The organism is Paractinoplanes pyxinae, from assembly GCF_026626335.1.
Taxonomy (GTDB): Bacteria; Actinomycetota; Actinomycetes; order Mycobacteriales; family Micromonosporaceae; genus Actinoplanes; species Actinoplanes pyxinae.
The window spans coordinates 123,838-136,729 of the sequence record NZ_JAPNTZ010000007.1 but is presented as its reverse complement, the minus strand read 5'-3'; the positions used below and the strand labels follow the sequence as shown (position 1 = coordinate 136,729).

Annotated in this window: 7 protein-coding genes; 4 read left to right on the top strand and 3 right to left on the bottom strand. The window is 70.9% G+C overall.

Annotated features, from left to right (window positions below; genetic code table 11):
* Window positions 1-16 precede the first annotated feature (16 nt).
* Together OWR29_RS20615 and OWR29_RS20610 are read left to right on the top strand one after the other, a co-directional pair.
* Window positions 17-2,485: a glycoside hydrolase family 2 protein gene (locus OWR29_RS20615; protein WP_267564604.1), complete on the top strand. Its 2,469-nt coding sequence runs from the start codon at window positions 17-19 to the stop codon at window positions 2,483-2,485.
* Window positions 2,486-2,874: 389 nt separating this feature from the next.
* Window positions 2,875-3,471 carry a GNAT family N-acetyltransferase gene (locus OWR29_RS20610; RefSeq protein WP_267564603.1) on the top strand — a complete coding sequence of 199 codons (597 nt, stop codon included), beginning with the start codon at window positions 2,875-2,877 and terminating at the stop codon, window positions 3,469-3,471.
* On the opposite strand, the gene OWR29_RS20605 is transcribed toward OWR29_RS20610, so the two are convergent.
* The 3 genes from OWR29_RS20605 to ilvD form a co-directional block, all read right to left on the bottom strand.
* Window positions 3,468-3,821 (bottom strand): bleomycin resistance protein, encoded by a 354-nt coding sequence (locus tag OWR29_RS20605; protein ID WP_267564602.1) that lies wholly within the window; start codon window positions 3,819-3,821, stop codon window positions 3,468-3,470. The genes OWR29_RS20610 and OWR29_RS20605 overlap by 4 nt on opposite strands.
* A gap of 40 nt (window positions 3,822-3,861) precedes the next feature.
* Window positions 3,862-6,483 (bottom strand): MFS transporter, encoded by a 2,622-nt coding sequence (locus OWR29_RS20600; RefSeq protein ID WP_267564601.1) that lies wholly within the window; start codon window positions 6,481-6,483, stop codon window positions 3,862-3,864.
* A 97-nt stretch (window positions 6,484-6,580) separates the two neighbouring features.
* Entirely contained in the window at window positions 6,581-8,428 is a 1,848-nt protein-coding gene (gene ilvD / locus OWR29_RS20595; RefSeq protein WP_267564600.1) for a dihydroxy-acid dehydratase, read from the bottom strand.
* Between the two features lie 101 nt (window positions 8,429-8,529).
* Between ilvD and OWR29_RS20590 the strand changes: the two genes are divergently transcribed.
* Both OWR29_RS20590 and OWR29_RS20585 read left to right on the top strand, forming a co-directional pair.
* A complete protein-coding gene (locus OWR29_RS20590) occupies window positions 8,530-10,860 on the top strand; it encodes a putative bifunctional diguanylate cyclase/phosphodiesterase (protein ID WP_438872628.1) in 2,331 nt (776 codons plus the stop codon).
* 201 nt (window positions 10,861-11,061) lie between these two features.
* Window positions 11,062-12,891 (top strand): acetolactate synthase large subunit, encoded by a 1,830-nt coding sequence (locus tag OWR29_RS20585; RefSeq protein WP_267564599.1) that lies wholly within the window; start codon window positions 11,062-11,064, stop codon window positions 12,889-12,891.
* Window position 12,892: the final 1 nt, after the last annotated feature.

The window sequence follows — 12,892 nt, the reverse complement described above, 5'->3', positions numbered from 1 at the left end:
GCGATGAAGGAGAACCGTGAACTCGTACCAACCGCTCCACGAGGGCTGGACCGTCTCGGGGTCCGACATCAGCCGCCTGCCGGCCGTCGTGCCCGGGTGTGTGCACACCGACCTGCTGCGGGCCGGTCGCATCGAGGACCCGTACCTGGATGAGAACGAGACCAAGCTCGCCTGGATAGGGCGCACCGATTGGGAGTACGAGACCACCTTCACCGCCACGCCGGGCTCTCGCACCGACCTCGTCTGTGCCGGGCTCGACACCGTCGCCGAGATCGAGCTGAACGGCTCGGTCGTCGGCGAGACGGCCAACATGCACCGGGGCTACCGCTTCGACGTCGGCTCGCTGCTGCGCGACGGCTCCAACGAACTCAAGATCAAGTTCAGGAGCGCCTACGCGTACGCCGAAGGACAGCAGCAACGGCTGGGCAACCGCCCCAACGCGTATCCGGAGCCGTTCAACTTCATCCGCAAGCAGGCCTGCAACTTCGGCTGGGACTGGGGGCCGACACTGGTCACGGCCGGCATCTGGCAGCCGATCGGGCTCGAGACGTGGTCGGTGGCCCGGCTGGCCGAGGTCCGCCCGCAGGTGACGGTGGATCGCGGCACGGGCCGGGTCGAATTACGCGTACGCCTGGACCGCGCCGCCGACGAGCCGGTGATCATCACGGCCGAGGTGGCCGGCCGCCGCGCCCAGGCCACCGTCGACGGCATCGAAGCGCTGCTCATCCTCACCATCGACGACCCCGACCGGTGGTGGCCGCGCGGCTTCGGCGACCAGGCCCGCTACGACCTCGACGTGACACTGGCCGCGGCCGACGGCACCACCCTGGACACCTGGAGTCGCAAGATCGGCTTCCGCAGCGTCCGGATCGACACCGCCGGCGACGGCTACACCGTGATCGTCAACGACGTGCCGGTCTTCGTCCGCGGCATCAACTGGATCCCCGACGACGTCTTCGCCGACCGGGTCACCCGCGACCGCCTGGCCGCCCGGTTCCGGCAGGCGGCCGACGCCAACGTCAACTACCTGCGCATCTGGGGCGGCGGCCGGTACGAGTCATTCGACTTCTACGACCTGGCCGACGAGATGGGCTTCCTGGTCGGGCAGGACTTCCTGTTCGCCTGCGCCGCGTACCCCGAGGAAGAGCCGTTCCGCTCCGAGATCGAGGCCGAGGCGCGCTACAACGTCGTACGGCTGGCGTCGCACCCCAGCCTGGTCGTGTGGACCGGCAACAACGAAAACCTGTGGGGGTACGAGGACTGGGGCTGGAAGCCCGAGCTGAACGGCCGCACCTGGGGTTCCGGCTTCTACTACGACCTGCTGCCCCGGATCGTGACCGAGCTCGACCCGACCCGGCCGTACTGGCCCGGCAGCCCGTACTCGGGCACGCCCGACCGCTACCCGAACGACCCGGTGTACGGCACCACCCACATCTGGGACGTCTGGAACACCGACGACTACACCAAATACGCCGCGTACCGCCCCCGGTTCGTCTCCGAGTTCGGCTTCCAGGCCCCACCCACGTACGCGACCCTGCGCCGCTCCATCTCGGACGAGCACCTGGCCCCTGACTCGCCCGGCATGGCCCACCACCAGAAGGCCATCGGCGGCGACCAGAAGCTCGAGCGGGGCCTGGCCAACCACCTGCCCGAACCGCGCGACTTCGACGACTGGCACTTCCTGACCCAGCTCAACCAGGCCCGCGCGGTGGCCTTCGGCATCGAGCACTTCCGGTCGCTGCGCCCGCTCTGCCAAGGCACGATCATGTGGCAGCTCAACGACTGCTGGCCGGTCACCTCATGGGCGGCGGTCGACGGCGACGGGCGCAAGAAACCGCTGTGGCACACCATGCGGGACGCCTACGCCGACCGATTGCTGACGTTCCAACCCCGTACGGGCTCGCCCTTGGAAGCCGACGGCCCGCTCACCGAGATCGAGCCCGGCGCGGTGGTGCCGCCACAGGGGGCACCGGCCTTGGTGGCCGCCAACGACAGCCGTACGGAATGGCAGTTGGCCACCACCGTGACCCGCCGCGACCTGACCGGCCGGATCCTGGCGTCGGCCGAGCTGACCGCGACGATCGCCCCCGGCGAGAACGCGACGCTGGCCTTGCCCGAAGAGCTGTCCACGCCCGGCGACCCCACCACCGAGTTCCTGACCACCGACACCGGCGTGACGTGGTTCTGGTCGCTCGACAAAGACATCCCGTGGCCCGCCGCCGACTACACCACCGAGGTCGCACACGACGGCGACGTCCACCGAGTGACAGTCCGCGCTACGACGCTGCTCCGCTCGCTGACCCTGTTCCCCGACCGCCTCGACCCCGAAGCCGAAACCGACCGCGCCGCCGTGACAGTCCTACCCGGCGACTCGGTGACGTTCACCGTCCACTCGGAGCAGGCGCTCGACCCGGCCGCCCTGACCAGCCGCCCGGTCCTCCGCTGCGTCAACGACATCGCGGCTTCGCCCGTCGCAAAGAACTGAAGGTCAAGAGCTTGATGTCGTAGCGGGGTGGTGGGTACAGACCGTCGCTCCCGCCGAGGTGCCTGGGCGGGGTGAGCTGGCCGCTGGCGCGTCCAGAACGCTCACCCCACCCAGGCGCGTGCGTAAATGGTGGCGCTCGAAACCCCGGACCCCGGCGACCTGCGGATACGTGCCGCAGGGGCTCCCGTGTCCACCTGTGGATAGTGCCGCAGGGCTTTCGTGTCCATCTGTGGATACGTGCCATAGGGCTCCCGTGTTCACCTGTGGACAACCGCCTCCTGACGTCTTGACACCGGCGTAACCTCACCACCGTTCCCCGAGGCGGGTGGGGGTTAGGGATGGGCGGCGGCGACGGGTCAAGATCGAAATGCGAGCCTATGATGCCGTCCATGTCGGACGTCACCACTGCTCGGTTCGTGTGGGTTGTCGCGGACGACCTGGTGCTGATTCCCAGGACCACGGCGATCGCCGACGCCTACCACGCGCTCGTCGCGGCCAACCACGCTCGGCTGGCTCAGTGGTCGCCGAGCCCGCAAGAGCCCACCCTCGAAGCCACCCGGGCCGCCCTGGAACGGTCCGGCCAGGCCTGGCTCGACGGCACCCGGCTGCCGCTGGCCATCGGCGTCCCGGCCGACGGCGGCCACCGCCTGGTCGGCACCGTGAACCTGACCATCGACGCCTTCACCCGCAGTGCCGAGGCCGGCTTCTGGATCGACGCCGCCGCCGAGGGCCGGGGCTACGTCACACGCGCGCTGACCGCCGTGCTCGCCCACGCCTTCGGCGACCTGAACCTGCACCGCGCCGAGATGCGCACCCTGACCACCAACGACCGCAGCCGCCGCCTGGCCGAACGCCTCGGCTTCACCCTTGAGGGCGTCCTGCGCGAGGCCGCGCCCTTCCCGGACGGGCCCCGCGACGTTGCCCTCTACGCCTTGCTCGCGCGCGACTTTCCGATGCCCTCGCGACCCGGCGCCGGGAGTGGCTAGCGGGTCAGCGGCGAACCCAGGCGGTGAAGCGTGCCGTCCGGGTCCACGTAGGTGAATTCGCGCAGACCCCACGGCGTATCGCGGGGTGCGCCCAGCCGCCCCTCGGCGATCCCGGCCCACTCGTCGTGGACGGCGTCGGCGTCTGACACGTACAGGTAGACCGACGCCGCCGTGTGGGCCGGGTCGTGGTCGGCCCATTCGGTCAGGTACAGTGACACGTCATCGCGGTCCACGAAGCCGTAGCGCTCCGCCCCGCCGTAGGCCCGGACGGTGAACCCGAGCCGGCGGTACCGCTCCAGGGCCACGTCCAGATCCCCCACCGGAATGATCGGCGCTACCCGTTCGAACATGGCACCCAGCATCGGCATCGGAGTGAGCGGCGGCAAGCCCTCAGTGCAGGGCCGAGGCGGCGGCCGGGGTGCCCAGGGTGATGTCGTGGGCGGCGTGGTCGCCGGTCAGTTCGACTCGGGTGGCTACGGGAGCGTGGCCGCTCGCGGCGACCGTGTAGACGCCCGGAGGCAGGTCTCGCAGTTCGTAGCGTCCCTCGTGGTCGGTGGTGGCGGCGCCGGCGACGCGGCCGGTTCGGTCGACGGCTACCACCGACGCCTCGGGGATGGGGTGGCCGGAGCCGGCCGCCCGTACGTTGCCGGTGAGGACGCCGCCGACGGCCAGGGCCAGGTCGACCGGGCCGGGCTCGTTGGGGGAGACCGTGCGCGAGGCCGGGCGGGCGTGCGGGGCCGTCGCCGTCAGTGTGTACTCGGGGCCGTCCAGGCCGGGCACCTGGTAGCGACCGTCGGCGCCGGCCGTGGTGGTGGCGACCACCTCGCCGCGTGGGTCGGTCAGGGTCAGCGTCGCGCCGGGCAGGCCGCGGCCGGCGCGGTCGGTGACCCGGCCGGTGATCTGGCCGGCGCCGGCCAGTGACAGCACCCGGCGGATCTCGCCCGCGGCCACGTTGATCACGGCGGCGGCCGGCTGGTGGCGGTCGGCCGCGCAGATCAGCAGGAACGAGCCGCCGGCGTGCAGCACCATCCGGTAGGTGCCGTCGTCGCCGGTCACCGCGCGGGCCAGCTGCTGACCGCCGAAGTCGGTGATCGTCAGGGTGGCGCCGGGCAGCGGCAGCCCGCCCGGACCGTCGATGCGGCCGCGGACGATAGCCTCGCCCGGCCCGGCCGTGGTCGTGTCGGGTTCGTCGGTCAGCTGAGCAGTGTCCATTGTGGGCGTCCGTTCAAGGCTGGGCCCGGTGTCGAAGAGCCGGGCGAGATCGGCGTCGAGATCGGCGAGCGAGGAGGCACGGGCGAGAGCGTGTTCGGAAAGCGGCGAGGAAGGCGGTGAAGAAAGCGGCGAGGAAGGCGGTGAAGAAAGCGGCGAGGAAGGCGGTGAAGAAGGCGGCGAGGAAGGCGGCGAGGACGGTGGTGAGGAAGGCGGCGAAGCGGAGGCGGCGGCGGTACGCAGGGGCACGTGCGGCAGGAAGACGAACAGGATGAAGGCCAGCAGCAGGATCCCGGCGGCCACGAGAAGCACAGCGTTCACCGTGTCCGAGAAACCGGCCTTGAAGGGGTGAGCCAGGGCCGGGTTCACCCGCTCGAGGAACGACGTGTCGTCCAGAGCCGCCCCCGATCCCGAGAACGAGAGCAGCGGCCGGTTCGCCGGGTCGGCGACGACGGCCGGGTCCTTGAGCGCCCGCTGAAAGGCGGTGTCCTCCCGGAACGCGGCGGCGATCTTATCTCCCACGGTGGCGAACAGGATCGACAGGAAGATCGCCGTCCCGGCCGTGGCGCCCATCTGCCGGAAGAACGTGGACGATGCGGTGGCCACGCCGATCTCGGACGACGGCATGGCGTTCTGCACCGCGAGCGTGACCGGCTGCAGCACGAAACCCAGCCCGAGGCCGAAGACTCCCATGTGGACGCCGGTCTGCCAGTACGGCGTCTCGACCCCGGTGGTGTGCAGCAACAGCAGCCCGCACATCATCAGCGCCACCCCGACCGCCGGGAAGAGCCGGTATTTTCCCGTACGGCTGATGGTCTGCCCGGACGCGAGGGAGCCCACCATGATTCCCGCCGTCATCGGCAGCAGTTGCAGCCCCGACTCGGTCGGCGTCGCCCCGCGCACGATCTGCAGATACAACGGCAGCAGGGCCAGCCCGCCGAACATCCCCATGCCGACGACGAACCCGCCGCTCGCGGTCAGCGCGAAGGTGCGGTTGCGGAAGAAGCGCAGCGGGATCAGCGCCTCGGCTCCCATGCGCGCCTCGGCCAGCAGGAACAGCACCAGCCCGATCGCACCTACGACGTAGCAGACGACCGACCCCGGCGAACCCCATCCCCACGTACGCCCTTGCTCGGCCACCGTCAGCAGCGGCCCCAGGCACAGGCAGATCGCGACCGCGCCCCACCAGTCGATCCGGTGCTCGCGCCGGTTGTGCTGCACGTGCAGCACCCGCGCCACCACGACCAGCGCGACCGCCCCGATCGGCACGTTGACCAGGAAGACCCAGCGCCAGCCGGCGATGCCCAGGATCTCGTCGGCCCCGGCCAGGAAGCCGCCCACCACCGGCCCGACGACGCTGGCCGACCCGAACACGGCCAGGAAGAACCCTTGGTAGCGGGCCTGTTCGCGGGGCGGCACGAGGTCGCCCACGATGGCCAGCGCGAGCGAGAACAGCCCGCCCGCGCCCAGCCCCTGCACCGCTCGGAAGGCCGCCAGCTGGTACATCGACCCGGCGAACGTGCAGGCGGCCGAGCCCATCAGAAAGATCGTGATGGCCGCCAGAAAGAACTTCTTCCGGCCGTAGATGTCGGAGAGCTTGCCGTAGAGCGGGGTCGAGATGGTCGCCGTGATCAGGTAGGCCGTGGTCACCCAGGCCTGCACGCTGAGCCCGTGCAGGTCGTCGCCGATCGTGCGGATGGCCGCGGTGACGATGGTCTGGTCGAGCGCGGCCAGGAACATGCCGAGCATGAGGCCGGCCAGCACTTTCATCGTGCCGCGGCGGTCGGGACTGGGCGTGCTCACCTATCGGCCAACGACCATCCCCATCGAAAAGTTGCCCTCCGGGAAAGATCAAAAAGGCCGCACACCCGACGGGTGCGCGGCCTTTTCGCAGTACGGCCTAGTCGGGAACGCGGCGGTAGGCGCCGTCGCTGGCGCTGGTGGCCATCGACGCGTACGCGCGCAGGGCCGCCGACACCGGGCGCTGGCGGTCGACCGGGGTGAACGGCTTGGCCCGCCGCTCCTCCTCGTGCCGGCGCTGGGCCAGTTCCTCGTCGCTGACGTTGAGCGTGATGCCGCGGCCGGGAATGTCGATGGTGATCTCGTCGCCCGTCTGGACCAGCGCGATCAGCCCGCCCGCGGCCGCCTCGGGCGAGACGTGGCCGATGGAGAGCCCGCTGGTGCCGCCCGAGAAGCGGCCGTCGGTGATCAGCGCGCACGCCTTGCCCAGCCCGCGGCCCTTGAGGAAGCTCGTCGGGTACAGCATCTCTTGCATGCCGGGGCCGCCCTTGGGGCCCTCGTAGCGGATGACCACCACGTCGCCCTCGACGACCTCTTTGCCGAGGATGCCGTCGACCGCCGCGTCCTGCGACTCGAAGACGCGGGCGGGGCCGGTGAACTTCCAGATCGACTCGTCCACGCCGGCCGTCTTGACCACGCAGCCGTCCGGGGCCAGGTTGCCGAAGAGGATGGCCAGGCCGCCGTCGACCGTGTAGGCGTGGTCGACCGAGCGGATGCAGCCCTTCTCGCCGTCGGTGTCGAGCGTCGCCCACCGGTTCTCGGTCGAGAACGGCTGGGTGGTGCGCACGCCGCCGGGCGCCGCGTGGAACAGCTCGAGGGCCGCCTCGGACGGTGAGCCGCCGCGGATGTCCCACTCGCCCAGCCACGACTCGAGGTCGGGGGAGTGCACCGAGCGCACGTTCGTCTTCAGCGCGCCGCCGCGGTGCAGCTCGCCCAGCAGGGCCGGGATGCCACCGGCCCGGTGCACGTCCTCCATGTGGTACTTCGGGCTGTTCGGGGCGACCTTCGACAGGCAGGGCACCCGGCGCGAGATCGCGTCGATGTCGGCCACGCTGAAGTCGAGCCCGGCCTCGCGCGCGGCGGCCAGCAGGTGCAGCACGGTGTTGGTCGAGCCGCCCATGGCCACGTCGAGCGCGACCGCGTTCTCGAACGCGTCCCGGCTGGCGATGTTGCGCGGCAGCACCGACTCGTCGTTGTTCTCGTAGTACTGCTTGGCGATGCCGACGATCAGCTCGCCGGCCTTCTCGAACAGCGCCTTGCGGGAGGCGTGGGTGGCCAGCGTCGAGCCGTTGCCCGGCAGGGCCAGCCCGATCGCCTCGGTGAGGCAGTTCATCGAGTTGGCGGTGAACATGCCGGAGCAGGAGCCGCACGTGGGGCAGGCCGAGCGCTCGATGGTGTCGAGCTGGGCGTCGGTCACGTTCTCGTTGGCGCTCGCGCTCATGGCGTCGACCAGGTCGAGCTTCTCGTGCACGATGCCCTCGATGGCGACCGTCTTGCCGGCCTCCATGGGGCCGCCCGAGACGAACACCGTGGGGATGTTGAGCCGCAGGGCGGCGATCAGCATGCCCGGGGTGATCTTGTCGCAGTTCGAGATGCAGACCAGGGCGTCGGCGCAGTGCGCGTTCACCATGTACTCGACCGCGTCGGCGATCAGCTCGCGGCTGGGCAGCGAGTAGAGCATGCCGCCGTGGCCCATGGCGATGCCGTCGTCGACCGCGATCGTGTTGAACTCGCGCCCGACGCCGCCGGCCTCGGCGATCGAGTCGGCGACCAGGCCGCCGAGGTCCTTGAGGTGCACATGACCCGGTACGAACTGCGTATAGCTGTTGGCGATCGCCACGATGGGCTTGCCGAAGTCGTTGTCGGTCATCCCGGTGGCGCGCCACAGGGCACGCGCGCCGGCCATGGTCCGACCGTGGGTCGAGGTCCGGGAACGCAGGTCAGGCATCCCCTCAGTGTGCCACCGCCGGAGGTAAGGACCGCCAATTGCGTCCAGAAGGCGGGACGAGGGGGCTCGTTAAATAGATCGGCATCAGGCAGAGTGTTCCCGTGCAATCACCGTCCGGCGTGGAGCTGGCAGCGCTCGCGGGCCTCCTGATCGCGGTCCCCGCCGTCGCCGTGCTGGGCAACTCCGGCCGCCGGCACACCGGCGCGGCCCGCCGGGCCTACCTCGTGCTCGCGGCCGGCGGTGCGATCGCCACCGGGGCCGCCCTGGCCGGCATGCTGAGTGTGCTGATCACCACGGCCGAGCCGCCGCGCATGGGGCTGGGCACCGCGGTCGCCGCCGGCACCGCCATCGGCAGCCTGATCCTGCTTGTCGGCACGGCCATGCTGCCCGGCGCGGCCGAGAACCCCGGCGCCGCCCTCCGGCACCTGCTGGACGGTCTGGTCATCGCGGCGGCGATCTGGTTCGTGGGCTCGGTGCTGCTGGCCGAGCCGACCCGCCTGCTGGGCGACGCCACCCCGATGGCCTGCCCGTCGGTGCTGGTGCCGACCGGCCTGGCGGTGATCTCGCTCGGCCTCACCGTCGTGCTGGCGCTCCATGCGCACCGGCCGCGCCTGACCACCGTACGGGCGGCCGGCGGGGTGACTCTCGTCTCGGCCGCCGCCGTCGCGCTGGCCGGCGGCATCTGCCAGGACAATGACGGCGCCGTCCTGTTCGGGGCGCTGCTGCTGCCGACCGGCCTGTTCGTCATCGCGCGGGCGGTCAAGGTGGCCGACCGGCCGGTGACGGTGGTGGGCGACGTCACCGAGCGCAGCACCGGCTACGCGGTGGTCCCGATGGTGGCCATGGTCGTCGCGGCCGGCTACCACCTGGCTCGGGGCGGCGACTTCGACGTGTACGGCTTCCTGGGCGCCGCCGTCGAAGGCTTCGCCCTGGTCGGCCGGCAATACCTGGCCCTGCGTGACGTCCGGCGCTACACGCTGGAGCTGCGTTCCCGCGAGGCGCACTACCGCGAGCTGGCGCACACCGACCCGCTGACCGGGCTGGCCAACCGCCGCGGCCTGCAGCGGGCGCTGCGCGAGGGCGCCGAGTCGAGGGTGCTGGTCGGCATCGATCTCGACGGGTTCAAGACGGTCAACGACATGCGCGGCCACGACGTCGGGGACACGGTGCTCAAAGAGGTGGGCGAGCGCCTGCGGCGCAACCTGCTCGACGGCGACGTCGCCGCGCGGCTCGGCGGCGACGAGTTCGCCATCCTGATGCGCGGCACGGCCGACGAGGCCATGCTCACCGCGCACCGGCTGCTGGCTGTGCTGGGTGAACCGTACGAGGCCGACGGGGGTTCGATCTTCCTCTCGGCCAGCCTCGGCGTGGCCTACACGGGCCCCGACCCGGCCGACACGGGCGACATCATCCGCGACGCCGACCTGGCCCTGCGCTACGCCAAACAGCGCGGCAAGAACCGGGTCGAGCGCTATCAGCAGCGGTACGACGAGCTGCTGCGCCGCCGGGGCACGCTCGAGGCCGAGCTGCGCCACGCGATCGACCGTGAGCAGCTGCGCCTGGTCTTCCAGCCGGTGGTGGCGCTGCCCTCCATGCGGCCGGTCGGGGCCGAGGCGCTGCTGCGCTGGACCCATCCCACGCTGGGCGCGGTCCGGCCGGACGAGTTCATCCCGGTCGCCGAGGAATCGGGGCTGATCAACCGGATCGGCTCGTGGGTGCTCGAACAGGCCACCATCCAGCTCGCCGAATGGCTCTCCCGCGGCCACGACGTCTGGGTCTCGGTCAACCTGTCGCCCAAGGAGCTGCACGCCGCCGACTACGCGGGTCAGGTCGCCGACGTGCTCGAACGGCACGGCGTCCCGCCCCAGCGGCTGGTGCTCGAGGTGACCGAGCACGCCGTCGCCACCGACATGGAAGAGCTGATCAGCCGCCTGGCCGAGCTGCGGGCCACCGGCGTGCGGATCGCGCTCGACGACTTCGGCGCCGGCTACTCCTCGCTCGGTCAGCTGCGTACGCTCCCGGTCGACATTCTCAAGATCGACCATGCCCTGGTGGCCGAGCCCGAGTCCCGTACGGGCATGGCCGCCCCGCTGGTCGATGTCGTCGTGCGGATGGGGCACCGGCTCGGTCTCGAGGTGCTGGCCGAGGGCATCGGCACACCGGCCCAGCGGGCCGCCGTCGAAGAGGCGGGCTGCCGGCTCGGGCAGGGCTCGCTGTTCGGCTGGGGCGTGCCCGCCGAACACCTCGAGGCGCAGCTGCGAACCCTGCGCCAGGGCGGCTCCCGTCCGGTGCCCGCGCCGCGTTCGGCCCCGCCCGCCGACGCCGCTCCGCGCAGCCAGGTGGTGATGCTCGGGCCGGGTATGAGGCAGCTCAGGGCCCTGTTGCCGAGCGATCCGGGCTTCGTCGCTCCCACGGGGGAGGGAGTCGAGTGATCAAAATGTGGGATCAGTTGACTCACCGCCTGGGATCGGGCAAGGTGGGCAGCATGTGCTTCGCGTCCCGAGTACTTATCTGAGCGCACTCCCGCTGGTCTGAGGCCAGCCCGAGTGCGCTAGGTCCCGTGCTGTTTGGCACGAGGGCCTTTTTTGTTGCTCAAGTACTGGTTCGCCCAACCCGTAAAGGTATGAAGTGCCATGACGAGACCCACTCCTGAGACTCTCGCCCACCGAGCCAACCCGGCCACTGTCGCGGCGGCCGCCACCACGGCCCCGGCCGTAGCCTCCCCGGTTCCCACCTCGGGCGCCGGTGCGCTCGTGCGGTCGCTCGAGGCGCTCGGGGTCGAGGTCGCGTTCGGCATCCCGGGCGGTGCCATCCTGCCCGCCTACGACCCCCTGTACGACTCCAAGGTGCGGCACATCCTGGTCCGCCACGAGCAGGGCGCGGGGCACGCCGCCACCGGCTACGCGCAGGCCACCGGCAAGGTCGGCGTGTGCATCGCCACCAGCGGCCCGGGCGCGACCAACCTGGTGACGCCGATCGCCGACGCCTACATGGACTCGGTGCCGATCGTCGCGATCACCGGCCAGGTGGCCCGGCCCGCGATCGGCACCGACGCCTTCCAGGAAGCCGACATCCAGGGCATCACGCTGCCCATCACCAAGCACAACTTCCTGGTGCAGACGCCCGAGGAGCTGCCGCGGATCCTGGCCGAAGCCTTCCACCTGGCCCTTTCCGGCCGCCCGGGCCCGGTGCTGGTCGACGTGCCGAAGGACGTGCTGCAGGCGCAGACCACCTTCACCTGGCCGCCCACGCTCGACCTGCCCGGCTACCGCCCGACCCTGCACCCGCACGGCAAGCAGATCCGCGAGGCGGCCCGGCTGATCGCCGCGGCCAAGCGCCCGGTGCTCTACGTGGGCGGCGGCGTGCTCAAGGCCGGCGCCACCGACGGGCTGAAGAAGCTGGCCGAGATGACCGGCATCCCGGTCATCACCACGCTGATGGCGCTGGGCGCGTTCCCCGACTCGCACCCGCAGCACCTGGGCATGCCCGGCATGCACGGCACGGTCCCGGCGGTCTACGCGCTGCAGAAGTCCGACCTGCTGATCACGCTGGGCGCGCGCTTCGACGACCGGGTCACCGGCAAGCTCGACTCGTTCGCGCCGGACGCCAAGGTCGTGCACGCCGACATCGACCCGGCCGAGATCGGCAAGAACCGGCACGCCGACGTCCCGATCGTGGGCGACGCCCGGCACGTCATCGACGAGCTGATCGCCGCCGTGTCGGCCTCGGCCGAGGGCGCCGGCAAGTACGAGCCGTGGTGGGCCACGCTGAACGAGCTGCGCGAGCGCTACCCGCTGGGCTACGAGGAGCCGACCGACGGCACCCTGGCCCCGCAGTACGTGATCGAGCGGATCGGCGAGCTGGTCGGCCCCGAGGCGATCTACGTCGCGGGCGTGGGCCAGCACCAGATGTGGGCCTCGCAGTTCATCAAGTACGAGAAGCCGGGCACCTGGCTGAACTCGGGCGGCGCCGGAACCATGGGCTACGCCGTCCCGGCCGCGATGGGGGCCAAGGTCGGCCGGCCGGACACCCCGGTCTGGGCGATCGACGGCGACGGCTGCTTCCAGATGACCAACCAGGAGCTGGCCACCTGCGCCCTCGAGGGCATCCCGGTCAAGATCGCCGTCATCAACAACGGCAACCTGGGCATGGTCCGGCAGTGGCAGACCCTGTTCTACGAGGGCCGCTACTCCAACACCGAGCTGGGCACGCACAAGCACCGCATCCCCGACTTCGTGAAGCTGGCCGAGGCGCTGGGCTGCATCGGGCTGCGCTGCGAGTCCAAGGACGACGTCGACAAGATCATCAAGCAGGCGATGGAGATCAACGACGCCCCGGTGGTCATCGACTTCACTGTCGGCAAGGACGCCATGGTGTGGCCCATGGTCGCGGCCGGCACCAGCAACGACGAGATCATGTTCGCCCGGGACGTCCGTCCCACCTTCGAAGAGGACGACCTCTGAT